Here is a 26419-nt window from a genome sequence, read left to right as displayed (position 1 = left end):
TTCGTTAATCACAAGCAGCTATCGTGTTTCCGGAAGGAGACGCCGTGGAACTCGATCGCACGATCGCCGAGGCCGCACGCAGGTCGGGCGAGCTGGGGATCAGGACGCTGGACCTGCAAGCCGACATATCGGAGCTGGCCACGCGGGTGACCGCGCAGGCGGGTACCATCGACAGTCTTGGAACGCAGACCAGCGGCCTTGTCAGCGATGCCGAGAACGTGTCGATCGCCGCGCGTGAATCGCTGGGCGCCACCACCGGGGCCCACGGCCTGCTGGCCAATTCCCAGGTGCAGATCGAGACGGCCATGGGCGACGTGGTCGATCTGATCGGTCAGGTCAGCCTGATCCACGACAGCCTCGGCGCCTTCACGGTGGCGCTCGAGGATGTCGGCCGGGTGACCGCGTCGATCAACGCCATCGCCAGCCAGACGAACCTCCTCGCGCTGAACGCGACGATCGAGGCTGCGCGCGCCGGCGATGCGGGCCGCGGGTTCGCGGTGGTCGCAAGCGAGGTCAAGAAGCTGGCGTCCGAAACGGCAACGGCCACATCCCGGATCAACATGTCGATCAGTGCGCTGACCGCACAGGCGGAAGCCATGCTGGCGCGCGTCGACCTGGGCGTCTCGAAGGCGCGCTCGACCCATGCCGGGACGCAGGACGTCAAGGCGCGCGTCGCCGAGATTCGCCTGCTCGTGAAGGGACTGGAGCACAATAGCGGGACCGTAAGCGAGCTGGCGGCCTCGATGGTGTCGGCGGTGGGTGAGGTGCGGACGGGGCTCGGCCGGCTGGCCGAAACCTCGACGGACAACGCCTGCGGGCTGCAGCGTCTGTCAGAACGCATCAGTTCGGTAAGCGACGATACCAACGATCTGCTGCAGATGCTCGCCGAAAGCGGTGCGGACATGCCGGATCGGCCCTATATCCGCTTTGCCGTCGAAGCGGCATCGCATGTGTCCAGCGGGCTGGCCGCGGCGGTGGCGCGCGGAGAACTCGCCGAGGCCGTGATCCTCGGCGATGATTACCGCTGCGTCGACGGCTCGGATCCCGCGCTCTTCACCCATCCGGCGATGCAGCTGCTCACCGGGCTGGCCCGCCCCCGGCAGGAAGCGGCGAGAAAGCTTCCCGGCTTCTTCGGCATGAGCCTTACCGATCGACGCACCTTCGGCGCGGTGGCGATGCCGGAACGCTCCCTGCCACAACGCCCGGGCGAAAAGGCGTGGAATGAGGAACATTCCCGCGCCGGCATGTTCTTCCACTCTCCCGGTACGGCGCAACATGTCAGGATCACCAAGCCGTTTTGCCTGAAAGCCTATCGTCGCCCCCTGGCCGACGGTGGGGTCGTCCTGCTCAAACAGGTGATCGCGTCGATCCACGTCAACGGAGCGCACTGGGGCGTGCTCCAGCTGGCCTATCAGGACCGAGGGTAACCGCGCCGGTTCAGACGATTCGCCGCTCCGGTTCCCGTAGCGGCGACACGCGCAGCATCGGACGAATGCAGGCGCCGCCCATCGCCCCCGCGCCACGGCATCCGACTGCACGGCATCGGCGTACCGGCGCATCCCGTCGCACGAGGTCGGCGATGACCAGCAGCGGGGAAAGCGCGCGGTCGGGCGCGATACCCGCGCTCGCCGCCCCGCGCCGATACCGGCATCCACGCTTCCCCTCCCGCTTGCGATATGTTAATGCGAGTCAGTCGCGATAATGCTGCGAACGGGAAGAACGGCATGGGGCATTCGACCGGAATATGCGAGCTAGAGTTTGATCCATCCGCATGGAAACGTCACCCCAGCGAAGGTTGGGGGTCTCCATCGGCTCCTGCTGCACGCTACCACAGGGAGATCCCAGCCTTCGCTGGGATGACGTCCGTTTCAACAGGCATGGATCAAACTCTACGCGCGGCGCTGCCTATCGCCGACCGTGCCGCCTTCGCGCACGGCGCCGACAGCGGGCGGACGGGATAAGGAACCGACATGACCTATTGGGAACAGATCGATCGGCCGGACACCCATGGCGAGCGGGTCGTGGTCCGGCTGTTGCGGCGCTATCGCGACATCCGCGATCGCGATCGGGACGGCGGGGCACTGGCTCGCCTCGTCGCGCTGGGGCACAGGCTGCGCCTGCCCCCCGCCGGCAGCGTCGCGCTGGCGAGCGTCTTCGAACTGACCGAGGCCGTGCTCGGCCGGCACCTCGTCACCGGATGCCATCGCACCCGCGACTATCGCGACTATAGCGCCGACGAGCGCGCGATGCTCCGGCTCCTCAGTGCCCGCCTGCCGGGCGTCGCGGGTACCGGCACGGTCGAAATCCCCCATGGCTTGCCGGGCGCACTGGCATGGGCCGTGCTGAGCGTCAGGTCGCTGTGCGGCGGGATGCTATCGCTACCGGCGCGCCCGGCAGCGAGCGACGATGCCACCTGCCCGTTCCACGGCTTCGCGGCGGCTTGACGGCCGTGCCGACGCTGTACGCCTATCTCGACCGGTGCGTCGGCGACATGGCCGGCGATGACGTTTTCCTGCTGTCCGCGGTCAGACGCTGGGTATTCGCGGTCCGGCACACCCGGTGCCCCCAGGCGATGTTGCGCAGCGGCTTTGCCCATCGCCGGGTCGACGATGCGCTGCTGCCATTCCTGTGCGCGATGACCCTGCTCGACCGCCATGGCTATGGCACGATGCGCTTCGCCGACGTCCGACATCCCCATGTCGGCGACGACGAGGCGCGCATCCTGACCCTGTTCGGGGCGGCGCGGGTGAACGATCCGGCGCTGATCCGTATCGCCGCCAGCCTCGTCAGCGACGGCATGGCGATGCAACTGGCCGGTGCCGCCGGACGGATCGGCGCAGCGATGGCCCCGGCGACCTAGTCGCGCGATGGTCATCGAGCGGCACGGCACGGGAACCGCATGCCGGGCCGGAGCGGTTGCACCGCGATGGCATGACGGAGAATGACATGGTCCCGCGCCTTCCTGTACCGGCGACCACGCCGCGATGACGCGCCGGCGGCGGGCGGGGCTGGCCATGGCCGGTATCGGAGGGGTGCTGACCCTGCTGTGCGGCTGGCTGCTGATCGATTCGGTCGCAACGTCGCTCGCCGCGTGGCGTGGCGGCGCGGCGGAGGTGCGGGTCGGCGGCGGCGATGCCGCGATGGCGGTCGCGCTGCCGATCCTGCTGGCCCTGGCGATATGGGGCATGCTGGCCGCGTTCCACGACGGCCCGTTCGTTACCCGGATCGGCAATGCGATCGCCGTGGTGGCGATCGTCGCCGTGCCGGTCGGAATCGCGGGATCGTGGGCGGTCCGCAACTGGGCCGAGCACGCGCTGGCAACCAGCGGCTATGCGCGGTGCGATACGGAGCGCACCGGTCGCTTCCTGACCATCGTCTTGTGCCGGCACCCGGCGGCCCCGGCACGGTCCTAGGTGTTTGATCCATCGGCATGGAAACGTCACCCCGGCGAAGGCTGGGGTCTCCCTCGGCGCCTGCTGCGCGCTACCACCGGGATATCCCGGCCTTCGCCGGGATGACGCCCGGTTCAACAGGGATGGATCAAACTCTGGCGTCGCACCATCGGCCGGCGCCACCTTTCCCGCCTTGCGACATTCGCATTTGCCGTTACGTTTCCGTCAATTACCTGCCGGGGAGAGATGGAAATGACCGCGCGCTTCGATCGTCGTACGCTGATCGCCGGGGGCGTTGCGGCGTCGGTTGCCGGTCTCGCCCCGCTCGACGCCGCAGGCGGCCAGCGCCGCCGCATGGCGGCCAGCGACAAGTTGCAGGTCGGCGTGATCGGCTGCAAGGGCATGGGCTGGGCCAATCTGACCGCGATGATGAAGGGGGCCGACGTCGTGCCGGTCGCGCTGTGCGACGTCGATGCGCGCGTCCTGGCCGAACGCGGTGCCGAACTGCGCAAGACGACGGGGCGCGCGCCGCGGCTGTACGACGACTATCGCCGGATGCTGGACGACAAGGCGGTCGACGCGGTCATCATCGCCACCCCCGACCATTGGCACGCATTGCAACTGATCGACGCGATGTCGGCGGGCAAGGACGTCTATTGCGAAAAGCCGCTGGGCAATTCGATCGCCGAATGCCGCGCGATGGTCGCCGCGCAGCAGCGCCATGGCCGCGTGGTGCAGGTCGGCCAGTGGCAGCGCAGCAACCGCCACTGGGCGGACGCCGTCGCGCTGGTCCATGCCGGCGGGATCGGCCGCGTGCGCAAGGTGAAGGCATGGGCCTATATGGGCTGGATGAAGCGGGTCGAACCGAAGCCCGACCAGGCGGCGCCGGCCGGCGTGGATTATGATCGCTGGCTGGGACCGGCCCCGGCGCGAGCGTTCAATCCCAACCGCTTTCATTTCAGCTGGCGCTGGTATTGGGACTATGCCGGCGGGCTGATGACCGACTGGGGCGTGCATCTGATGGATATCGCGCTGCTGGGGATGAAGGCCAGCGTGCCGCAGTCGGTCGGTTCGCTGGGCGGTGCATATGGCTATCCCGGATCGGCGATGGAGACGCCCGATACCCAGACCGCGATCTACGATTTCGGCGACTATTCGGTCGAATGGGAACATGCCGTCGGTATCAGCCAGGGGCCCTATGGCGGACGCGATCACGGCGTGGCGTTCATCGGCGAGACCGGCACGCTGATCGTCGATCGCGGCAAATGGGAAGTGATCCCCGAGGAGAGCGACGGCAAGCCGCTGACCCGCGCCGTGCCGGTGACACGCTCGTCGGACCAGGGGCTCGACCGGCATACCGCCGACTTCGTCGCCTGTATCAAGGATCGCGCGCGCACCCCCGCCTGCCCGATCGAATCGGCGGCGAACACCGCGATCGTGTGCCAGATGGGCAATGTCGCGTGGCGCACCGGCCGCAAGGTGCATTGGGACGCCGCCGCCGGGCAGTTCCGCGACGATGCGCAGGCGAACGCGCTGATTACCCCGCGCTACCGTGCGCCCTATCGTTTGCCGGTGTAGGGCCGGGCCGACATTCGCACGCCGGTCGTCACCCCGGACTTGTTCGAGACCTCTGCGAACGTCTCGAACAGAGCCAATTCCTCGCCGTACCCCGGCGAAGGCCGGGGTCCAGTTGGAAAGGCTTTTCCGTATCTTGCCAATGCCCCCCAACTGGGCCCCGGCCTCCGCCGGGGTACGGATTGAGGGCGTTCGCAGAGGTCTCGAGCAGGTCCGGGGTGATACGAGCGGCAGGTCGGTCGGCAATGACCGCAGCCAGTTGTGCAAGTGCAGCGGCCGACCGACCCCCTACCGCACGACGACGACCTTCGGCAGCGTGGCGATCGGTTCGACGGTGATGCCCCGGAACCACGTCTCGGCACCTTCCGACTGGAGCTGGATCCGGCCATGGGTCAGCGTGCGGCGCGTGCCGTCGGGGGCGATCGTCGCGAGGTCGCGGATTTCGGCCACCGGCACGCCGTTGACGACATGCACCGCGCGGTCGCCGACGACATACAGGTCGAGCGTGTTCCACTGACCCACCGGCCGTTCGGCATCGCGGCCCGCCTCGACATTCCAGGTCGGGGTGCCGTTGACCAGATCGACCTGCCTGCCCCCTGCGCGGTAGCGCAGGTGCGGCGCGATCAGCGACGGGTCGAACGCCACCTCGGTCCGGCCGCGCAGCTTCGGCCCGACCGCGACGATCATGCCGGTCGATCCGGTCATGATCTCGAACTCGGCGGAGGGTTGCCACGTCCCGAACACTTCGCCGGGCACGCCGTGGGTGTGATAGAGCAGGCCGTTGTTGCGCGGCTCCTTCGCGCGCGGCGCCCACGTCTTCGCGCCCCATTTGAACTGCAGCCGCAGGTGATAGTTGCTCAGATCGGCGCGGTGGACGAGGCTGCCCCACGTCTGGCCCTTCACCCACAGCGCCGGCGCGCCGTCGACCATCTTCACCGCGAAGTCGCCGCCGGTATCGCGGCTGGTCCCGACCGGCCTGTCCGCCGGGCCCGCACGATAGGTGATCGCCGGATCGGCATAGCCCAGCCACGGCGTCCAGCCCGCCAGGCTGCGCCCGTCGAACAGCGCGGTCGCCTTCCCCGTCGCGACCGGCACGTCGGTGAGCTTGAGCCGCTGCGGCGTCGCCGCCGGCGCTCCGGCGATCGTGCGCGCCTGTTCCTTCGAATCCTGCGCCCATGCCGGGGCGGCGACCATTGCCACCGCCACCAATGCCCGATCGATCCGCATCGCCATCTCCCCTGTTGCCGCCCGCAGGCGATTATCGAGCGTTCGTAGCGCGTTATCGCTACCATAGGAATGGCGTTCCATGGGTGGACCTGCCCGCACGCCACGATACAGTGCGCGGATGCAGGATAATCTGACCGCCGACCGGCCGACCTTCGTCACCCATCTCGAATGCTCGATGACGGGGGAGCGGTATCCCGCCGACACGCTGCACAACCTGTCGCGGGCGGGCCGGCCGCTGCTGGTCCGCTACGATCTGGCGGCGGCGGGCGCAGCCCTGTCGCGCGACACGCTGGCGGCGCGCGACACCGACCTGTGGCGCTGGCGCGAACTGCTGCCGGTGCGCGACACGGCGAACATCGTCAGCCTGGGCGAGGTCGAGACGCCGCTGATCGCCATTCCGCGGTCCGGCGGCGGCAACGTACGGGTCAAGGACGAAGGCCGCCTGCCGACCGGCAGCTTCAAGGCGCGCGGACTGGTGATGGCGGTCGCCATGGCCAGAGAACTGGGCGTCCGCCGCATCGCGATGCCGACCAACGGCAATGCCGGTGCCGCGCTTGCCGCCTATGCCGCGCGCCTGGGGATCGAGACGATCGTGTTCTGTCCCGAGGACACGCCCGAGGTGAACGTGCGCGAGATCGCCGCGCAGGGCAGCCGCGTCTGGCGGGTCAACGGGCTGATCGACGATTGCGGCGCGATCGTCGCGAAGGGCGCGGCGGAAGGCCGCTGGTTCGACTTCTCGACGCTGAAGGAACCGTACCGGATCGAGGGCAAGAAGACGATGGGGCTGGAACTGGCCGCGCAGCTCGGCTGGCGGCTGCCGCAGGCGATCTTCTACCCCACCGGCGGCGGCACCGGGCTGATCGGCATGTGGAAGGCGTTCGACGAGCTGGAGGCGATGGGCTGGATCGGGCCCGAGCGCCCGCGCATGTATGCGGTACAGGCGTCGGGCTGCGCCCCGATCGTCCGCGCGTTCGAGGCGGGCGAGGAACATGCCGAACGCTGGGAGGACGCGCATACCGTCGCCGCTGGCATCCGCGTGCCGCGCGCGGTCGGCGACTTCCTGATCCTGCGCGCGGTGCGCCAGTCAGGCGGCAAGGCGCTGGCGGTCGGCGACCCCGCGATCCTGAAGGCGGTCGACGACTGCGCCCGGCGCGACGGGCTGCTGCTCTGTCCCGAAGGCGGCGCGACGCTGGCCGCCTATCGACAGGCGCTGCGCGATGGCGAGGTCGATGCGGAGGAGGAGGTCGTGCTGTTCAACTGCGCCACCGGCCTGAAATACCCGCTGCCCCCCGCCGCGGCGACGCTGGACCGCCATGCACCGATCGATTTCGACGCGCTGTAACGCAGTGGTATCGAACGCTTAACCAGCTTCGTTCAGCCGGCGGTGACGCGGATTGCGACAGGATCGGCGGTGAAAGGGACAGCGCGATGTGGCTTCTGGTAACGGTCCTGTACCGCGTCGTCAGCTTTCCGCTGTGGCTGGTCGCGCAGGCCGCCATGGCGCTCGGCGCGGTGACGGTCCTGTTCGCGGCGATCAGCCTGTTCTTCTTTCCGCTGGCCAGGGCGGCGACGATCGGCGGGATCGGTGCGGCGACGATGCTGGCGGGTATCGCGCTGTACGTCCTGGTCGAAACGATCGCGCGGAGGATCGACGACAGGCGCGACGAACGCCTGCCTGGCATCACCGGCTATTGAACGATTCCGTCGGGAGAAATCGGCATGAAACCATCCTTCCTGTCGGCACTGGTTGCGGCATCGTTCGCCGGATCGGCGGCGCTGGCGGCGGGTCCGTCGGTCGCGTCGCTGGACGAGGCATCCGCCGCCACCAACCTGTCGATGCAGGTCGGCCTGTTCCGCCTGTGCGGGATGCAGGCGGCGCTGGGCGAGATCCCGGCGCAGAGCAGCGCGTTCAACGATTCGCACACCAGCAACGGCCGCCCGCTCAGCCGCGACATGCAACTGGCGGTCGTGTTCAACACGCAGGCACTGGTGGAGCGCGCCGGCGGGCGGCAACGCTTCTGCGCCGCGCTGGCGGCGCAGCGGGCGAAGTCGGTCGCAGGTACGGAGGCGAGCTGGGCCAAGCTCAAGGAAGCCCATGCGAAGGCGACGACCGCCGGGCATTGACGCTGCCCCGGATCGCGAAACCGGCCCGCCGCGAAGCGGTCGTCCGCAGGGTGATGACGCTGGTTCAACCCGGACGAGAACCGCGCTACGCTGCCGGATATGACGGTCATGCTTCGCCCCGCCCGACCCGACGACCTGCCCGTGTTCTTCGCGCACCAATGCGACGCCGAGGCCGCGGCGATGGCCGGGTTCGTGCCGCGGGCGCGCGCGGCGTTCGACGCGCATTGGGGCAGGATCATCGCCGGGCCGGCGTTCGTCGTGCGGACGGTCGTGGTCGATGGCGCGGTCGCCGGCTATGTCTCCGCCTTTCCGAACGATGGCCGCTCGGAAATCGCCTATTGGCTCGGCCGCGACTTTTGGCATCGCGGCATCGGGCAGGCGGCGGTCGCGGCGTTCCTGGCCGACCATGCGGCGCGCCCGCTGTTCGCATCGGTGATCGACACCAACGCCGCGTCGCAGGCGATCCTCGAACGCTGCGGCTTTACCGTCGTGGGCGAGGAATCGGGCGACGACGGCGTGTGCGAACGAACGCTGCGGCTGGAATAGGGCCGCCAGCCCATTTCGTCCTTCCCGCGAAGGCGGGAGTCCATACACGCCGACGGTTCGGATCGATCGCGACGATAGCCGCCATGGATTCCCGCCTCCCGCGCGAATGACGACGTCCAGGGATCAGACGAACGCCCACATCCCCGCCGCCATGGCAAAGATCGCCACCCCGGCGATCGTCGACGCGATCGTCCAGCTGCGGAACGTCTGTGCCTCGGTCAGCCCCAGATACTGTTTCACCAGCCAGAATCCGGTGTCGTTGACATGGCTGGCGATCGACGCGCCGCCACCGATCGCGATCGTCACCAGCGCGATCCGCCCCGGCGACAGCGCGGCGGCGGTGACGATCGGTGCGCACAGTCCCGCCGCCGTGACCATCGCCACCGTCGCCGACCCCTGCGCCACCCGGACGAACGCCGCGATCAGGAACGCGAACAGCAGCACCGGCAGCTGCGCGGCGGCGACGACGTCCGACACCTGCTGCCCCGCGCCGGACTCGATCAGCACCTCCTTGTACGCCGCACCCGCCCCGACCACGAGCACCATCAGCCCCGCCGGCGCCAGCGCGCGCGTCATGACGTCGGCGGCCAGCGCCATCGGCGTGCCGCCGCGTACCAGCACCGCCGTCACCAGCAGACAGGCGAGCACCAGCGCGACGAACGGATGCCCGGCAAAGGCGATGGCCTCGCGCAAAGGTCCCGGCGACAGCACGACCCCGGCGACCGCCGCGCTCAGGATCAGCACCAGCGGGACGAGCATCCCGACCATCGCCCAGCCGAAGCCGAGCGGCGACAGCCGTGGGGCGCCTTCGTCATGGGTCGGCGGCACGACATAGTCGCCGAACCCCGGCGCGCCATGCGCCAGCCGCGCGAAGACCGGCCCGGCAAGGATAGCCGCGGGAATGCCGCAGACGAGGCCATACAGCGCCAGCAACCCGTAATCGGCACCCAGCAGTTCGGCGACCGCGACCGGCCCGGGATGCGGCGGCAACAGCGCGTGCATCGTCATCAACCCGGCCAGCACCGGCAGCGCGAAATAGATCACCCGCCGCCCCGCCCGCAGCGACAGCGTCGCCAGCAACGGCACCAGGATGATGAACGCGACGTCGAAGAACAGCGGGATGCCGACGAGGATGCCGATCAGCGTCAGCGCCCATGGCGCACGCTTCTCGCCGAACCGGTCGAGCAGCCGGTGCGCGATCGTCGCGACCCCGCCCGACGCCTCCAGCAACCCGCCCAGCATCGCGCCCAGCCCGATGACGACCGCGACGAAGCCCAGCGCCTCGCCCGATCCCTTCCGCACCGCCGCCAGCACCTTGGCCGGCTCGGCCCCGAACGCCAGCCCGGTGGCGAGCGCCACGATCAGCAGCGCGAGGAACGCCGGCAACCGCACGCGCAGTACCAGCACGACCACCGCCGCGATCGACAGCCCGACGATCAGCAGCGTCCGCCACGGCTCGATCAACGCCGCGCCGCCCCGCACACAGGAATATCCTGTCGATTCCGCACCATGCCCCCTCCCGCACCGGCCTGCGCCGCTATTGACAACGCTAGACCAGGGTCGGTCGAGGTTCAACGATCATCCTCGCCGGATTGTTACCCCGGCCCCGATCGAGACCTCTGCAAAAGTCCTTAATCCGTACCGCGGCGAAGGCCGGGGCCCAGTTGGGGGGCATTGGCAAGATACGGAACAGCCTTTCCAACTGGGCCCCGGCCTTCGCCGGGGTACGGTGAGGCGTTGGCTCTGTTCGAGACTTTCGCAGAGGTCTCGAAACGGCAGGGATTCCGGTGCCCGCCGCTGCGATCCGGCGCGGAACGCCTGAACCTCGACGAGGCACAAGCGAATGCTCAGCTCTCGACCGGTTCAGCCAACGCCGCCGCCAGCCACGCCGGCAGCAACGCCTCGCCCAGATCGTCGACGCGACGATGCTCCACCGCCAGCCCCGGTTCCGGATACACGATCCGCGTCCGCGGCCCCGCCACCTGCGTCGGCACCACCACCAGCCGGCGGTTGACCGTCGAGCGATAGTTCATCCGCGCGGTATTCTCCTGCCCGACGTAACAGCCCTTGGTGAAGCTCACCCCGTGCAGTTCGCGCGCATTGCATTCCAGCCACAGCGTCTGGCCGTCGCCCAGTTCCGCCCGCCCCTCGGTCACGCCGTGGCGCAGGCGATGCTCGGTCCAGCCGCTCGCCGCAATGCCGGGTGGCGCCAGCCAGCGCCGCCCGAGCGCCGCGAGCCGCGGGTCGGCCACGCCCTGCTCACCCGTCGGCGACCAATGGACGCCCAGCCCGGTCCGCTCGATCGTGATCGCACGCCGCAGGCGGTACAGCGTCAGCCGTTTGGCCAGCGCATCGGCCACCTCCCCCTCGCAATCGATCAGGATATCTTCGCCCTCGGCCCACAGCAGGAAGTCGAACAGCACCTTGCCCTGCGCACTCAGCAGCGCCGCCCATGCCGGCATATCGGGCGTCACCGCCGCCAGATCCTGCGTCACCAGTCCCTGCAGGAACGCGCGCGTTTCGTCGCCGGCGATGCGCAGCACGGCACGATCGGTCAGCCAGGTTGCGGGGCCGGCGGCGGGGGTGGCATTGGTCATGGCGAACAGGTAGGACCGCGCATCCCCCGGTTACAAGAGGCGGCAGTGGCGACCTTCGATACCAAGCTCACCGGTGGCACCGTCCACCTTCCCTCCGGCCCGGCACAGGTCGATATCGGCATCGTCGACGGCCGCATCGCCGGCATCGGCGTGACCGGCGACGCCGGGCGGACGATCGACTGCACCGGCCTCGACATCCTGCCCGGCGTCATCGACACGCAGGTCCATTTCCGCGAGCCGGGGCTGGAGCACAAGGAAGACCTCGCCACCGGATCGATCGCCGCGGTGATGGGCGGCGTCACCGCCGTGTTCGAAATGCCGAACACCAAGCCCGCGACCGATACCGAGGATGCGATCGCCGACAAGCTCGCCCGTGCCCGGGGGCGGATGTATTGCGACCACGCCTTCTATGTCGGCGCGACCGCGCGCAACGCGAACCACCTTGCCGAGCTGGAACGGCTGCCGGGGACGGCGGGCGTGAAGATCTTCATGGGATCGTCGACCGGCGACCTGCTGGTGTCGGAGGATGACGATCTGCTGCGCGTCCTGCGCTCGGGCCAGCGCCGGGTGGCGATCCATGCCGAGGACGAAATGCGGATGATCTCGCGCGAGGGCGAGCGGATCGGCGGCGATCCCGCCTCGCACCCCGTCTGGCGCGACGACGAAAGCGCGCTGCTCGCCACCCGCCGCATCCTGCGGCTGGCGCGCGAAGCCGGACGGCGGGTCCACGTCCTGCACGTCACCACGCCGGCCGAACTCGAAGTGCTTGGGCGCAACAAGGACATCGCCTCGTGCGAGGTCACGCCCCAGCACCTGACGCTGGCCGGCGAGGACGCCTATCCGCGTCTGGGCACCCATGCGCAGATGAACCCGCCGATCCGGTCGGGCGCGCATCGCGACGGGCTGTGGCACTGGCTGAACCAGGGCGTGCCCGACGTCATCGGTTCGGACCACGCTCCCCACACGATCGAGGAAAAGGCGAAGCGCTATCCCGCCTCGCCCAGCGGCATGCCCGGCGTACAGACGCTGCTGCCGCTGCTGCTCAATCATGTCGCCGAAGGGCGGCTGACGCTCGCCCGGCTGATCGACCTGACCAGTGCCGGGGCGCAGCGCATCTTCGGCCTCGCGGGCAAGGGCCGGATCGCATTCGGCTACGACGCCGACCTGACCGTCGTCGATCTGAAGCGCCGCTGGACGGTCGAGGAAAGCTGGCTCGCGTCGCGCGCCGGCTGGTCGCCCTTTACCGGCGACACGCTGACCGGCCGCCCGGTCGGCACGATCGTCCGCGGCCAAACCGCGATGTGGGAGGCGGAACTGATCGGCGAAGCGCAGGGCGCACCGATCCGGTTCGAATCCACCGCGTTCCGGCGGGACTGAGCGGCTAGGGCGTCACCCCGGCGAAAGCTGGGGTCTCGTTCGGCCGGAGCGTCGCGAGCAAAGCCCGCGGCGTCGGACGGCTTTCAGCCGCCGGCCGGGCTGGCGGGAGTCCGGCAGCTGCCGGCCCCGCTGCGCCTAGAACGGCAGCCACCGCTGCTTCTCGCTGAACCGCATATAACCGACATTGGCACCCAACCGCCAACCAACGCCCAACCGCACCGGGATCAACACCACATCCCCCCGCCGCAGATAGCTCGCCGAAAAGCCGCCGACGAAATAGGCGCGCCCCTCGGCCGCAGGGAACCGCCGGAACAATTCCTGGGAGTCATACAGGTTGTAGACCAGCACGAAGACCTTGGTCGCATCGCCGCCGACATCGAAGCCGACCGACGGCCCGGTCCAATAGACCTCGCGCTGCCCCTCGACCTTGTGGTTCATCACCCCCGAGCCATAGCGCAGCCCGACCACGAACGCACCCGCCGCCTCGCGCCCGGCGATGTAGGCGTTGGGCTTGCCCTGATCCTTCAGGATGTTCTCGATGATCCCCGCCAGCCCCGCCGCCCCGCGGCCGAACACGCCCTCGGCCGCACCGATCAGGTCGTCACGCTCGAACGTGTCGCTGGCCGCGGTCGTCGCCGTCGTGCTGGGCGCGCCCTCCTGCGCCGGCGGCGTCTGGGTCGGCGCGGGCTGATAGGCCGGCGGCACGTTCGAGCGCGGTGCCGGCACCGGATCGGGCGTCCGGGCGGGGGGCGGTGCCTGTTGCGGGGCCAGGTCGCCGTCGATCGCGTCGTTGGGGTCGACGGTGCGCACCTGTGCCTGCGCCGGCACCGCCAGCACCAGCAGCGGCGCCATCCACCCGATCAACCATTTCATGCCTCGGCTCCCCGCAATCTTGCCCGTTCCCGGCACGATAGGCGCCAAGCGCATGTCCCTGCAATGAACGCGCGTCCGTCCGGCATCGAATTACGGTCAATGTAGGGTGTTGATCGCCGCCCGATCCCCCGCTATAGGCCCGCTCTCCAAGCCGTAACGCGCGCTTGGGAGACGTGGGTGAGTGGCTGAAACCAGCGGTTTGCTAAACCGCCGTAGGGGGATTACTCCTACCGAGGGTTCGAATCCCTCCGTCTCCGCCAGCGGCAAGTTACAGCCTGTTCCACCGCGTCCCGCCGCCCTTGTCTTACGAGGGCCGGCGTTTCAGTTCGCGTGTCATGTCCTCCCATCCCGCTTTATCCAGTCGCAACAGGTGCGGGGGCACCGAGGGCCGCGAAACGTCCGGCGCTGGATGATCGCTGGTTCGGCATGGACAGGCCTGTCGCACCGCCGCAGCGGCGGGGGTGGACAGGCACGTGGACGCCGGGACGACGATCAGGGCAGAATGGTCCATTCCCACAGGCCCGCGCCGCGGTCGTCGGTTCGCAGGCGGAGGTAGCGCGCGGCGACCTGATGGCGGAGCGCGATCGGCGATCCGCTGGGCGATGCCATCGCCACGACGGGGCGCCACGTCCGCCCGTCGTCGGAGGCGTCGACCGCGAAGCGATAGGGCCGGGTTGCGAATTCCGGGCGGACGAGGGATCGCGCGATCCGGCGGCGGCGACCCAGGTCGGCGACGAGGGTGCCGGGGCCGTCCTTCGGCACGCGCCACAGCGTCGCGTAATTGTCGTCGGCGGCCCGCCCGCCCTCGCCGCTCGCGCGCCAGGCCAGTCCCTTCGTCCGGTGCGGCGCGAAGCCGGCGACCGGGCTGCCGTGCGTCGGCACCACCTTTGCGATCGTGCCGTCGGGGCGGATATCGAGCCGGTCGATCGCGATCTGGCGCAGCACGGCGTCGCCCACCTGCGGCCATGGCAGCGCCTGGCGGTGGTAGAGGATATAGTCCTGCCCGCGCGAGCGGAACACGGCGTGGTGGCCGGGACTGACGACGTCGCGGTCGCGGTGCGTTTCCAGGATCGGGCTGGTCGCGGCTTCCTCGAACGGGCCGAAGGGCGTCGCGCCGACCGCATAGCGGACCTTGTACGTGTCCTTCGTCGTGTTGCCGTCGCTGTAGGTCAGCAGATAGCGCCCGCCGGCCTTCACCATGAACGGCGCCTCGAAATAGCCACGCGGGGTGACGTCGCGCGGGACGCCGTCGAAGGTGACCATGTCGGGCTTCAGCCGGACGACGAAGCAATGCCCGTTCACCCAGTTCAGCCCCGATCCCCAGTAGAGATAGGCGCGACCGTCGTCGTCGACGAACGCCTCGGCATCGATCATGTGATAGGCGCGGTCGAAGTCGCGACCGATCAGCGGCTTGCCGCCGTTGGCGTCGCGCCATGGCCCCGCCGGGGAGGGCGCGGTGCCGACCCACACTTCGCTGCCGACCGACACGTACATGTACCAGCGGCCATCGCGCGCCTTGACCACCGACGGCGCCCAGACCTTCGCATCGCCCGACGTGGGGCTGGTCGCGGCCGCCTTCGTCGGCCAGTCGGGGGTCGAGAAGCGCCAGTCGCGGCCATCGTCCGACGTCCACAGCCCCAGCCGGTCGTCGCCCCATGGATCGATCGTCGCGAAGATGTACCAGCGACCGCCATCGCGGACGATCGACGGGTCGGCGAAATAGCCCGGCAGCACCGGGTTGCCCGCCCCGGGCGCATCCCAGCGCACGGGCGCATCCGCCGCCACTGCGGTCCCGCCGAGCAGGACGGCGGCCAGCAGGATCGTGCGCCGGCGCATCACTCCGCCCCCGTCGCGCGTGCCGCACGGGCCTTGCCGGGCGTCGTGCCGTCGCCGGAGAACGGCGTCAGGCGGAAGGCGACGCGGGTAGGAGCCAGCGTGGTCCGGTATTGCGGCAGCGGCTTGCCGAACTCGCTCCACTGGGTATCGCCGCCGACGCCCCATTGCGCGGAATCGACCAGCATCGTGACCTGGCCATGGGGTACGACATCGGTCGACTTCCACGTCCCCGGCGTGTGCCGGTCGAGGTCTGCATAGGGGAAGGCGAGCGCATTCATCATCAGCGGCTGGTCGCCCTGGACGCGCAAGCCCCGCCCGGCACCCGACAGTTCCATCCAGCGCACATCGACCTTGTTTCCGGTTTCCTGCGGGCGGATGAAGTCGTGGTTCTGCTCGGCGATCGCCCCGCGCCACAACCCGATCGGGGCGGAAGTTCTGCGGTCGACATAGCTTTCGTGCGGCCCGCGGCCATACCATTCGACGCTCGTCACATCGGTCGGCATCGCGAAGGCGAAACCGACGCGGAACGGCGGTGGCAGGTCGGCCTTCACGGGGGTCAACACGCCGTCGACCGCGACCGATCCGTCGCCCGCCATGGCATAGCGCGTCTCGAACCTGGCCGCGCCATCGCCCAGATCATAGCCGATGGTGACGGCGCCGCGATCCGCCTTGACCGACGTGACGGTGCGCGCGTCGCTCATCGCCTTCCACATGGCGAGCTGCTTGTCAGTGCCGATGCCGATGTCGTTGTCGGTCACCGCGCGCCAGAAATGCGGCGCGCCCCCGGTCACGAGATCGCGACCGTCCTTGGCATAGCGGCGGACGAGCCCGGTCCTGCGATCGACCTCCAGCACCGCGCCGCCGGCGCTGAGCGTGATCGCGCCGCGCGCCTCGCCGATCGTGGCGACGCCGCTCGAGGCGGGTGGGGCGGGCGGAGCGCCGGCCAGCGCGAACTGTTCGAACCCGACGATCGTCCCGCCGGGCACGAGCGGCACCGCGCCCGCCTTCGACGTGACCGTCACCGTCACGAAATACTCGGCGCCGTCGCGGCGCCGAACGCTCGCGAGCGGCAGCGTGATCGCCTCGGCGCCGCGCGCCGGGGTGGTGAGATCGGGCAGCCTGCCCGACGCGACCGGCACGCCGTCCTCGATCACCTCCCATGCAAGGGCGAAGCCCGACAGGTCGCGGAAATCGTGGCGGTTGCGCACCGTCACGCGCCCCGTGGCGGGGTCGAAGCCGTCGAACTGAACGGGGCTGTAGACCTTGCGCAGTTCGTACAGCTGCGGATTGGGCGTGCGGTCGGACTGGAGCAGGCCGTCGCCGAACTCGATATCCCCGCCCGGATTGGGACCATATTCGCCGCCGTCACCCCAGTACCGCCGCCCGTCCCTGGTGTAGCGGTACATCGACTGGTCGACCCAGTCCCAGGCGAACCCGCCCTGCAGCTTGTCGGGATACGCGTAGATCGTGTCCCAATATTCCTTCAGGTTGCCGCCCGACTGGCCCATCATATGGCCGTATTCGCACTGGATCATCGGCTGCCGGAAGGTCCAGTTGACGGCATAGTCGGCCATCTTCACCGCCGGGTCGTACATCGGCGCATAGATGTCGGCGAACCAGTTGGGCCGATGATCGTGGACGCCGTCCCAGGTGCCCCAGCCGAGGTAGCTGACCAGGCGTCCCGGATCGCGCCGTTTCGCCGCGGCGGCCGCGGCTTCGAAATTGGGCCCGATCCCCGCCTCGTTGCCCAGCGACCAGAAGATCACCGATGGATGGTTCTTGTCGCGTTCGAGCATGTTGACGACGCGGCTGACGTGCGCGTCGCGCCATGCGGGATCGAAGCCGATCTGGAGCTTCGCGCGCTCGTCGGGATGCTTGTTCGCATAGTCCATATATGCGTGGCTCTCGATGTTCGCCTCGTCCATGACATACAGGCCGTATCGGTCGGCGAGCTCGTAGAGATATGGGTCGTTGGGATAATGCGAGGTGCGGATCGCGTTGATGTTGTTGCGCTTCATCAACTGGACGTCGCGCTCCATCGAGGCGCGGCTGACGACGTGGAACGTCTCGGGATCATGCTCGTGGCGGTTGACGCCGCGGATGGTGATCGGCTTGCCGTTGACGCTGACCAGGCCGTTGCGGATCGCGACGGTGCGAAAGCCGATCGACCGCGCGGTCGACTGGAGCACGCGCCCCTTCGCGTCGACCAGTTCGGTCACGAGGGTGTAGAGGTCGGGCGTCTCAGCGGTCCAGGCGCGCACGCCGGGTACGGTGCCCGCCAGCGTCACGGTCCGATCACCCTTGCCGGCCGCGACGGGGGCACTGCGCTCGACGATCGCACGATCGCCGTCGAGCAGGACCAGCCGCGCGGTCGTCGCCGCACCCGGCGTCACGACGAGGTCGACCGACAGGCGCCCGTCGCGAAAATCGTCGTCCAGCCCGGCATGGACGAAGGTGTCCCGCACCCGCGTCGCGGGCGCCGCCACCAGATACACCGATCGCTCGATGCCCGATACGCGCCAGAAGTCCTGATCCTCCAGATAGCTGCCGTCGGACCAGCGGATCACCTGAATCGCGACCGTGTTGCGGCCCGGCTTCACGAACCGGGTGACGTCGAATTCGCTCGGCAGCTTCGAATCCTCGGAATAGCCGACCCGCCCGCCATTGACCCAGACATAATAGGCGGAACCCGCGGCGCCGATGTGCAGGATCACGTCCTGGCCCGACCAGCCCGCCGGTAGGTCGACGTCGCGGCGATACGACCCCACCGGGTTGGTCGCATGCGGGATCAGCGGACGGCTGGCGGGAAAGGGATAGGTGATGTTGTTGTAGCGCGCCTGATCATAGCCCTCGGCTTGCCAGTCGGCGGGCACCTTGATGCTCTTCCAGCCGGAAACGTCATAGTCCGGACGCTCGAACCCGGTCGGCACCTGCTCGGCGCCGGGAGAGAAGGCGAACTTCCACTGGCCGTCGAGCGAAAGATAGCGCGCGGACGCGGCGGGATCGTTCGCGATCGCGATCGCGCGCGTCTCGAACGGAAAGCCGGTGGCGGCGGCGGGCATCTTGCCGCGCGCGAAGATGGCGGGGTTCTCCCAGTCCGGACGGGTCGCATCGATCTGCACGGGATCGACGCGCGGCGCAGTATCCTGCGCTGCCGCCATGCTCGTCATCGCCAGCGCCATCGCCGCCGTCCCCATTTTCAGCATCGTGCGCATCGCGGCATTCCCTCTCGATCGTATCGGTGTTGTCATGCGCGTGCGGCGCAGTGTCGCGCGATGAACGCATCATGATCGGGCATCTGCGCGGCGGCGGCGGCGACGACCGCACCGATGCGCTGCAACCGCGCCGCCGCCTCGTCCAGCGGCATCGTCTCGGCCAGCGGATCGTGGCCCGCGGCGGTCAGCCCCTGTCCGTGCATCACCGCGAGCCAGCTCGTCTTGGTGAACGTTCGTCGCCCTCGCGGTAAACCCGCCCCGTGCGTGCATAGATCGCCAGCCGCTCGGCCAGCGTGTCCGGGATCGGTCGCTCGGCCTGTTCGCGCCAATAGGCCGTGTCGCGGCGGTCGCTGGCGTGGAAATGGAGGATGACGAAGTCGCGCACCTGGTCAAATTCCGCGGCCATGAGCCGGTTGTACCGCGCGGTGTCGGCGGGATCGCAGGCGCGCGTCGGCAGCATCTCCAGAAGCCGCGCGATGCCCGCCTGGATCAGATGGATCGAGGTGGATTCGAGCGGCTCGAGAAAGCCGCCAGACAGTCCGAGCGCCACGCAATTGCCGATCCAGAAACGGTCGCGTCGTCCCGTGCGGAAGCGAAGCGACCGGGGATCCGCCAACGGCGCGCCGTCCAGCGACGCGAGCAGCGCCGCCGTCGCCTCGTCCTCCGACAGGTGACTGCTGGCGTAGACGTAGCCGTCGCCGGTGCTGGAGCGGGATGCGCCACTGCCATCCCGCCGCCCGCGCGGTCGATCGGGTGTAGGGCGTGGGTGGCCCGACATTGGCGGTCGGCACCGCGACCGCACGGTCGTTGGGCAGCCAGTGGCTCCAGTCCTCGAACGCCGCGCCCAGCGCGAGCTGGTCGGCGTCGTTGCGCTGGATCGCATCGGCGATGAACGGCGTCGTGTAATTGGCCGGATTGGTCAGCAGCGCCTTGTCGCGCACGTCCCACGTGGGCTTGCGGCCGCGCAGGTCGAAATCGATGATCGACGGGCGCGGCGAGCTGGCGTTGTTCTGGCCCGATGCGCTGAACAGCGACAGGACGTGGCCGTTGCGGTCGGCGTTGTAATAGCTTTTCAGATACTGCGCGTCGAAATGCACCTTGGTCCGCTCGGTCGGCTCCCAGTCGGCGCCCAGCGTGATGTTCTGGCTCTGGCTCCACAGTTCCTGGTCGAACCGGCCGGTCTCGAAATTCTGGCGGCGCAGTGCGCCCGACGTCGCATAGCCCTCGTCGTTGAACGTGAACGCCGCGCCCGGCAGCGGATCGGAATTGCTGCCGCCGTTGACGGTGTAGTAATAGGCACCCGTCCGGTTGAACCAGAATTTGGCGAGCTGATACTGGCCGGTGACCAGCAGGTTGTCGGCCGCCTGCCACTGGGCCGCGGCGGCGATGCCCAGCCGCTTGCGATCGCCGGTGTCGTCATACACCTGGAACCCCATCGGCGCCTTGGCATTGGCGGGCGCGCCGGTGACCGACCCGGCGGGGATCGGCTGCGACGCGTTCACGATCAGGCAGTCCTGGCGATAGTTGCTCTTGGAATAGACCGCGTTCACCAGCACGCCGATCTCACCGATGCCGGTTTCGAACCGGTTGCTGTACAGGCCCGACGCCGCATAGCCGAACTTGCCGACCCGGTCGTAATAGTTGCCGCGCGCGGTCAGGCTAAAGACCTGGCCGGGCGAATCGAACGGTCGCCGCGTACGCAGGTTGACCGCGGCACCGACGCCGCCCTCGATGATGTTGGCCGGCGCGTTCTTGTATACGTCGATGCCCGCAAGCAGTTCGGGCGGGATCCCTTCGAGATCGAAGGCGCGGCCACCCGAGGCGGAATAGACGGCGCGTCCGTCGAGAAAATTCTGCACCTGGGTCAGGCCGCGGACCGTGATCGCAGGCGATGTGCGGTGATCGAAGTCGGTGGCGCCTTCACCGTAGCGTCGCTGGATCTGGACGCCCGTGATGCGCTGGAGCGCCTCGGTGGTGTTGGCGTCCGGGAGTTTGCCGATATCCTGCACACTGACCGAGTCGACGATCTGGTCCGCATTGCACTTGATCGCCTGTGCGGTGCGCAAAGATTCTCGGACGCCCGTCACGACGATATCGTCGCCGGCATCCGGGACGGGAGCCGCGACGGGAGCCGCCGGCTCCGCAGCGGTCTGCGCCATCGCGTCGTTCGGCGTGCCCGCGATCGCGATGATCGACGCGCCGGCCAGCAATACACCCTTCACCATTCCTCATCCGCTCAGTTGAAGCTTATTACGAACTTTGTCCGACTATTATGGCCAGCTTATCTGCCAAACAATATAAATCATATAATTGGTCCAGTTCGCGACAGATTGCGTCAGCACAGTCTGCAAGCTGTTGTAGAAGGTGGATATTTCACAACCTCCCCCGTAGAAGTAGGAACCTGCACACGGCGTTTTCGGCGCATGTCGTACCGTTGGTGCCGGGATCGGGGCGGAACGGATCATGCATTTCCCTGACCTTTCTGCGCACGGTCCGATCCGGAGAATCTCGTCGCCGGGTCCGATTCGCCGCGTGTCCGCGCGCGGCGACGCATGGGCCGACCGTGCGGGAATCCGGTGCCGACGGCGGACTCTCGACCGGCGCGGGGGCTTGGCAGAACGGTTGGAAAGCGCCTACCCCCTTGGCGGACGTACCGCGAGCGCGGCCAAAAGGTCCGACAAATACGGGGCCGAAATCGGCTGCCGACAGCATCGGTCTTTGCCTGACTATGGCCCGTCCCGGCGGGCGCGATGGCAATCCGCCGATCCGCGCGGCGACGTCAGGCGACAGGCGCCGCCTCGCGGTCGGCCAGCATCCGCACCTCATAGACCACCGTCGGGTGTCGATCGGCCGTGATCGATACCGACGCGCGCGGGCGACCCTGCCCGCCCGCGGACGGGATCGCATAGTCCAGCAGGGCATATCGCTCGCCCTCGCGAACGTGGCGCGCCACCTGCGCCACCGGTTGGCCATCGACGGTGATCGCCATCGGCCGATCGGCGTCTTCGGCGACCACGGTCACCCGCAGCACCGCCGGGCCGTCGCGGCGCGTCATTTCGAATTCGATGCGATCCCCGAGCCGCAGCCGCCGCCCGGGGCGACCGGCCCAGTTCACCACCTCGCTCCTCGTCGCGGTGAAGCCGTGGTCGCGCTCGGGCTGCATTTCGCCCAGGTGGAAGACGTCGATGGTCCGCCGCGCCAGCACCCTGGCCTCTTCCGCGCGGGCGAGATAGCCGTCGCGGGCCGTGGCCCAGCCGGTCGGGGAGAAGGTCGGAAAATAGACCGCAGTGCGCCGGTCGTGCTGGGCGAAGAAGGGCCGGAGCGACAGCCCCTCGCCGAGCGCCCCCTTCGCCCGAAAGAGAGCCGGTCCGACCGGGGTGATCGCGGCGGTCGTGGCGCCGGTGGCGACCAGCGCGGGACCGATGCCGTCGAAGGGGGCGTCCGCGGCACCCAGGTCCGCCGCCAGCACCAGCGGCCCGTGCAGGAACGCCACCGTAGCGGGATCGTCGGGCAGCGGTTCGGCGGTCACGCGCATCGGCAGGCTGATCGCGATCCGGTCCCCCGACGTCCAGCGACGGTCGAGCATCGCATAGCCGCGCTCCGCGACGACCGCGACGGGGCGGTCGTTGATCGCCACACTCGCACCCTTCGCCCAGCCGGGCAGCCGCAGCGCGATGCGCTGTACGCGACGCGGCGCGCGGCGGACGGTGAGCGTCGCGCGCCCTTCCAGCGGCATGGCGGTATCGAGATCCAGCGAGAGTTCCCGATCCGGCCAGTCGAGCCGGCTGGGGATGTACAGGTTGACGTAGAGCGTCCCGCCGGCGACCGCCGCATCGTGCCAGAAGATCGAGTCGGCATGCTTGGCATGGCTTTCCATCCCCGACCCGACGCAACACCAGAAACTGTCCTCGGGTGAGGAGTGGCTTCGCCGCGCGCCGCTGGCCAGGGGCATGAAATAGACGAACTGGCCGGTATCGGGCCGCTGGTGCGCGAGAATGTGGTTGAGCTGGACGCGCTCGTAATAATCGAACCACCGGGCATCGGGCCGCCACCCGTACAGATGCCGGGTCAGCTTCATCATGTTGTAGCTGTTGCACGCCTCGCACGTCGCCTCGGTCACGCGCGCGGCCAGCTTGTCGGGGGCGCCGAAATGCTCGCGTTCCGAATTGCCGCCGATGACGTAGCTGTGGTGGCCAGTCACCCGGGCGTGGAAGAACCGCGCCGCCGCGGCGTGGTCCGCGCGGCCGGTCAGCTCGTGCAGGCGGGCGAGCCCGATGACCTTCGGAATCTGGGTATTGGCGTGGAGCCCCTCGAGCCGGTCGACACCGGCGGTGAGGGGATCGAGCACCGCCTTGTGACGGATCTTCTCGGCAAGCCGCAGCCAGCGCGGATTGCCCGTGATCGCGTGAAGTTCCGCGAAACTCTCGTTGAGGCCGCCATGCTCGGCGCGCAGCACCTGCTGCATCTGCGCGTCGGTCAGCGGTTCCAGCACCCCTGCGAGATAGGTGGCCATGGCAAGCAGCACGGGCATCGCGCGCGGGTTGCGCGCCAGCAGGTGCGCGTCGGTCAGCCCGGCCTGGACCTTGTGCCAGGTGTACAGCGGCACCCAGCCGCCGTTGAGGTCGAAACCCATGGTGCGGATGTCGCCGCGGCGCACTTCCTCGAACACGATCTTGCCGTCGACCGTCTTGCCGTCGCGCTCGACGGTCGTGCCGCCGATATACCCGTCGCCGTGCGCGGCCTGAATGCGCGACAGCTGCGCCAACGCATGATCCAGGCGCGCCGCGATCGCGCGATCGCCGGTATTGGCGACGACGAGCGAGCAGGCGGACAACCAGTGACCCAGGCTGTGCCCGGCGATCCCCTGAGCCTCCCAGCCGCCATAGACGGGTTCGGGGGCGGGCATCCCGGCGGAGACGTAGAAGTTGTGGAGCAGACGATCGGGGTCGAGCGACAGCAGATAGCGACGATTGGCGTCGAAGGCGTCCGCAAACGGGGACGGTTTCAGCCGCACATGCCGCATCGGGACCGGCGCCGCGCGGAGGCCGACCGAAGGCCCCGTCGCCGCGACGACCGGCCGGGCGAGGAGGAGGGCGGCGCTGCCCGCCAGCAGTTCGCGTCGGGTCGGTCGCATGGTCTTCACCCCTTTGCCGCGACCGGCTTCGCCGACGGGATCGACGTGAAGAAACAGGCGATGAACAGCACGCTCTCGATCGGCGTCGTCTGCGTGTAGTTGCGGTCGAACACGTTTCGCGGGTGCGGCAGCAGCGTGTTGTCGATGGCGGTGATGCCGCTCCACACGAAGAACAGGCTGGCGAGCAGCGTCAGCGCCTTGCCGTAGCCTTCTGTCATGGCCGGCGTTCCAGCTGGCGCCGTTGAACCGATCGAACCCGCCATTCCACTCTCCGCGCAATTCGTGGTCCGGCGATCGATGCCGCCGTTTGCCACCCGGTAATATGTCTGACTATATCGCGCCCATATTGCGGTCAATGCGCAAGCCACGGGGGTGGGCCGCCGGGAGGGTTGCGGTCGATCCGGTACATCCTCGGGGCCGCTGCTTGCGCTGCCATCGTCGGCGCAGGCCGCTCCTGCCTGTACGGCGCTGATGGCGTCAGCGCGCGGATCATGACGCTCGGCGCGACGCTGCAATCGTTCAGGGACCCCGATCGGGACGGCGAATTCCCCGACATCCCGCTCGGCCATGATGAAGCCGCCAGTTGCGTAACCAGACCCAATTTTCGGGGGCAGACGGTTGGCGTTATGCCAGCCGGATCGCGGGCGGCAGGGTCGAGATCTATGGCAAGAGCCATCCATTGCCGTTCAACGACAAGACGAATTCGCTGCACGCGGGGCTAAGGGCTTCGACAGATATGTCTGGCGCATCACCGAAGTGAAATCCGGGCCGCAGGCCGGCGGGCGATCAGGGACATCACGGAACGCTTGAGGTCACCGTCACCTACAGTCTCGACGACATGGGCGCCCTGAGAACCCGACCCATACTTCGAGTTCGGCGATGCGGCGGGTCATGCGCCTGATGGAAGCGATGATGAGCCATGCCCCGGAAGAAGCGACGGATGCCTCCCAGTCCTTGGCGAGACACCGGCATCGGTTGAGCCATGCGATGGTGCGCTCGACGACCCAGCGCCGGGGCAGGACGACGAAGCGGCGGGCATCGGAACGCCGGACGATCTCGATGACGAGATGGTCGGTATGCGCGATGGCAGTGGCCAGTTTGGGCCCGGCATAGCTGCCATCGGCGAAGAAGCGGTCGAGCGCAGGGCAGGCTTCGCGACAGCGTCGATGCTGCCACTGGCAGTCGGGACCAAGGTTAGAAGGGCCCGTACGCCGCTTAGCAGGATTAGCCGGTTCTGGCTCGCAATAGATTGGCAAGACTTGGGCCGGGCCTGTCCTCGTTTATTGCTGGCAGGATTGGCGCTGCCATGATGCACTGATTCTGCGGCATGCCGGGTCTTGGCAGAGCCGCATGCGCGGTGGCGCCGGTATGCAGCAGCCGGCCCATGTCGACATCGACGTGGCCAGGCATCATCCGGATGTTGCCTTCCGGCTATGCCTTTAATCGACAGTGTAGAACCGCTGCCCGGCGCGGGCAAAGCGACCCCGTGCCGGAAAAGCTTTCATGCACCAGTGTACGCCAGCAGGCGATCACGCACGATCCTTTCCGCTTCCTCCACGATCCGCGTCACCATCTCGGCGATGGTCGGGATGTCGTGGATCAGGCCGACGACCATGCCGCAACTCCACGCGCCGGCATCCATGTCGCCGTTCTTCATGACCTTGGGATAGACGCCGACCACCTCGTCCATGATGTCGGGGAAGGTGATCGACGAACCCAACTCGCGTTCCTTGTCGAGCAACCGGTCGACCCCTGCGTTCTTCAGCACGCGTTCGGTATTGCGCAGCGGGCGCATCACCAGTCGTGTGTCCAGTTCGTTCGCCGCAAGGATCGCGTCCTTGACGTTCTGGTGGACGGGCGCGTCCTGCGTCGCGACGAAGCGCGTGCCCAGATTGATCCCGTCCGCGCCCAGCGCGAGTGCGGCGACCAGCGAACGCCCGTCGGCCATCCCGCCCGACGCGATGAAGGGAATCTTCAGTTCGTCCGCCGCGCGGGGCAGCAGGATCATGTTGGGGACGTCGTCCTCGCCCGGATGACCGCCGCATTCGAACCCGTCGACGCTGACCGCGTCGCAGCCGATCGCCTCCGCTTTCAGCGCGTGGCGGACCGAGGTGCATTTGTGGATCACCTTGATGCCCGCCGCGTGCAGCGGGGGCAGGACCGCGGCGGGGTTGTTGCCGGCCGTCTCGACGATCTTGACCCCGCCTTCGATGATGGCGCGGACATAGCCGGGATAGTCGACCTCGCGCGCCACCGGCAGGAAGGTCAGGTTCACGCCGAACGGCTTGTCGGTCATCGTCCGGCAGCGCGCGATCTCGGCGGCGAGCGCCTCGGCACCGGGCTGGGTCAGCGCGGTGATGATGCCCAGCCCGCCGGCGTTCGAGACGGCGGCGGCGAGTTCGGCATAGCCGACCATGTGCATCCCGCCCTGGACGATCGGATGCTCGATGCCGAACAACTCGGTGATCCTGGTGCGCATGAAAGTTACTCCGGGTGCGGTTCGCCCGTCGACACCGGGATGCC

At 68.5% G+C, this 26419-nt stretch carries 19 protein-coding genes, 1 tRNA gene and 3 pseudogenes; 11 read left to right on the top strand and 12 right to left on the bottom strand.

The annotated features are described in order from the left end of the window. Positions 1 to 146: 146 nt before the first annotated feature. The 5 genes from QLH51_RS06650 (at position 147) to QLH51_RS06630 (ending at position 4970) form a co-directional block, all read left to right on the top strand. Complete coding sequence (locus QLH51_RS06650; protein ID WP_336620697.1) at positions 147 to 1427, top strand: methyl-accepting chemotaxis protein; 1281 nt, start codon at positions 147 to 149, stop codon at positions 1425 to 1427. A 543-nt stretch (positions 1428 to 1970) separates the two neighbouring features. Then, positions 1971 to 2444 (top strand): hypothetical protein, encoded by a 474-nt coding sequence (locus tag QLH51_RS06645; RefSeq protein WP_125656888.1) that lies wholly within the window; start codon positions 1971 to 1973, stop codon positions 2442 to 2444. Continuing rightward, positions 2441 to 2860: a hypothetical protein gene (locus QLH51_RS06640; protein WP_125656891.1), complete on the top strand. Its 420-nt coding sequence runs from the start codon at positions 2441 to 2443 to the stop codon at positions 2858 to 2860. The genes QLH51_RS06645 and QLH51_RS06640 overlap by 4 nt, the downstream gene beginning before the upstream one ends. Before the next feature lie 124 nt (positions 2861 to 2984). Next, entirely contained in the window at positions 2985 to 3413 is a 429-nt protein-coding gene (locus QLH51_RS06635; protein WP_164516123.1) for a hypothetical protein, read from the top strand. Positions 3414 to 3644: 231 nt separating this feature from the next. Then, a complete protein-coding gene (locus tag QLH51_RS06630) occupies positions 3645 to 4970 on the top strand; it encodes a Gfo/Idh/MocA family protein (protein ID WP_125656897.1) in 1326 nt (441 codons plus the stop codon). Positions 4971 to 5255: 285 nt separating this feature from the next. Here QLH51_RS06630 and QLH51_RS06625 read toward each other — a convergent pair whose 3' ends face one another. Further along, positions 5256 to 6194 (bottom strand): 3-keto-disaccharide hydrolase, encoded by a 939-nt coding sequence (locus QLH51_RS06625; protein ID WP_206428966.1) that lies wholly within the window; start codon positions 6192 to 6194, stop codon positions 5256 to 5258. A gap of 118 nt (positions 6195 to 6312) precedes the next feature. Between QLH51_RS06625 and QLH51_RS06620 the strand changes: the two genes are divergently transcribed. The 4 genes from QLH51_RS06620 (at position 6313) to QLH51_RS06605 (ending at position 8864) form a co-directional block, all read left to right on the top strand. Continuing rightward, complete coding sequence (locus QLH51_RS06620; RefSeq protein WP_125657073.1) at positions 6313 to 7536, top strand: threonine synthase; 1224 nt, start codon at positions 6313 to 6315, stop codon at positions 7534 to 7536. An 86-nt stretch (positions 7537 to 7622) separates the two neighbouring features. After that, complete coding sequence (locus QLH51_RS06615; protein ID WP_125656903.1) at positions 7623 to 7889, top strand: hypothetical protein; 267 nt, start codon at positions 7623 to 7625, stop codon at positions 7887 to 7889. Positions 7890 to 7913: 24 nt separating this feature from the next. Next, on the top strand, positions 7914 to 8318 hold the full coding sequence (locus QLH51_RS06610) for a hypothetical protein (RefSeq protein WP_125656906.1): 405 nt from the start codon (positions 7914 to 7916) through the stop codon (positions 8316 to 8318). Positions 8319 to 8426: 108 nt separating this feature from the next. Then, positions 8427 to 8864, top strand: coding sequence for a GNAT family N-acetyltransferase (locus QLH51_RS06605; RefSeq protein ID WP_164516124.1), 438 nt, complete (start codon positions 8427 to 8429; stop codon positions 8862 to 8864). A gap of 123 nt (positions 8865 to 8987) precedes the next feature. Here QLH51_RS06605 and QLH51_RS06600 read toward each other — a convergent pair whose 3' ends face one another. Beyond that, complete coding sequence (locus QLH51_RS06600; RefSeq protein ID WP_206428967.1) at positions 8988 to 10346, bottom strand: GntT/GntP/DsdX family permease; 1359 nt, start codon at positions 10344 to 10346, stop codon at positions 8988 to 8990. Positions 10347 to 10711: 365 nt separating this feature from the next. Further along, positions 10712 to 11461, bottom strand: a complete 750-nt coding sequence (gene ygfZ / locus QLH51_RS06595; protein WP_125656912.1) for a CAF17-like 4Fe-4S cluster assembly/insertion protein YgfZ — start codon at positions 11459 to 11461, stop codon at positions 10712 to 10714. A 45-nt stretch (positions 11462 to 11506) separates the two neighbouring features. Between ygfZ and QLH51_RS06590 the strand changes: the two genes are divergently transcribed. Beyond that, on the top strand, positions 11507 to 12838 hold the full coding sequence (locus tag QLH51_RS06590; protein WP_125656915.1) for a dihydroorotase: 1332 nt from the start codon (positions 11507 to 11509) through the stop codon (positions 12836 to 12838). Between the two features lie 135 nt (positions 12839 to 12973). On the opposite strand, the gene QLH51_RS06585 is transcribed toward QLH51_RS06590, so the two are convergent. Continuing rightward, complete coding sequence (locus QLH51_RS06585) at positions 12974 to 13711, bottom strand: EipA family protein (RefSeq protein ID WP_125656918.1); 738 nt, start codon at positions 13709 to 13711, stop codon at positions 12974 to 12976. 167 nt (positions 13712 to 13878) lie between these two features. On the opposite strand from QLH51_RS06585, the gene QLH51_RS06580 reads away from it, so the two are divergent. Continuing rightward, a tRNA-Ser gene (locus tag QLH51_RS06580) sits at positions 13879 to 13971 on the top strand. Between the two features lie 232 nt (positions 13972 to 14203). Here the strand turns inward: QLH51_RS06580 and QLH51_RS06575 are convergent. The 8 genes and pseudogenes from QLH51_RS06575 to QLH51_RS06530 all read right to left on the bottom strand — a co-directional run bounded on the left by QLH51_RS06575 (position 14204) and on the right by QLH51_RS06530 (position 26375). Then, positions 14204 to 15547 (bottom strand): family 43 glycosylhydrolase, encoded by a 1344-nt coding sequence (locus QLH51_RS06575; protein WP_125656921.1) that lies wholly within the window; start codon positions 15545 to 15547, stop codon positions 14204 to 14206. Continuing rightward, the gene (locus QLH51_RS06570; RefSeq protein ID WP_125657079.1) at positions 15547 to 18753 is read right to left on the bottom strand and encodes a glycoside hydrolase family 2 TIM barrel-domain containing protein; all 3207 of its coding nucleotides are present in this window, start codon (positions 18751 to 18753) and stop codon (positions 15547 to 15549) included. Before QLH51_RS06570 ends, QLH51_RS06575 begins: the two co-directional genes overlap by 1 nt. A 41-nt stretch (positions 18754 to 18794) precedes the next feature. Beyond that, positions 18795 to 18968 carry a hypothetical protein gene (locus tag QLH51_RS06565; protein ID WP_164516125.1) on the bottom strand — a complete coding sequence of 58 codons (174 nt, stop codon included), beginning with the start codon at positions 18966 to 18968 and terminating at the stop codon, positions 18795 to 18797. After that, a pseudogene (locus QLH51_RS06560) lies at positions 18965 to 20921 on the bottom strand (tryptophan 7-halogenase). Before QLH51_RS06560 ends, QLH51_RS06565 begins: the two are co-directional and overlap by 4 nt. A gap of 620 nt (positions 20922 to 21541) precedes the next feature. Then, entirely contained in the window at positions 21542 to 23896 is a 2355-nt protein-coding gene (locus QLH51_RS06555; RefSeq protein WP_125656928.1) for a glycoside hydrolase family 127 protein, read from the bottom strand. Between the two features lie 8 nt (positions 23897 to 23904). Continuing rightward, positions 23905 to 24159, bottom strand: a pseudogene (locus tag QLH51_RS06550) (glucose/galactose MFS transporter); the annotation flags it as partial. A 555-nt stretch (positions 24160 to 24714) separates the two neighbouring features. Beyond that, positions 24715 to 25053: pseudogene (locus QLH51_RS06535) on the bottom strand (transposase); the annotation flags it as partial. Between the two features lie 344 nt (positions 25054 to 25397). Then, a complete protein-coding gene (locus QLH51_RS06530) occupies positions 25398 to 26375 on the bottom strand; it encodes an NAD(P)H-dependent flavin oxidoreductase (protein ID WP_125656931.1) in 978 nt (325 codons plus the stop codon). Positions 26376 to 26419 lie beyond the last annotated feature (44 nt).

Source organism: Sphingomonas sp. 2R-10 (genome assembly GCF_030062225.1).
Taxonomy (GTDB): domain Bacteria; phylum Pseudomonadota; class Alphaproteobacteria; order Sphingomonadales; family Sphingomonadaceae; genus Sphingomonas.
This window is presented reverse-complemented; position numbering and strand designations above follow the sequence as displayed.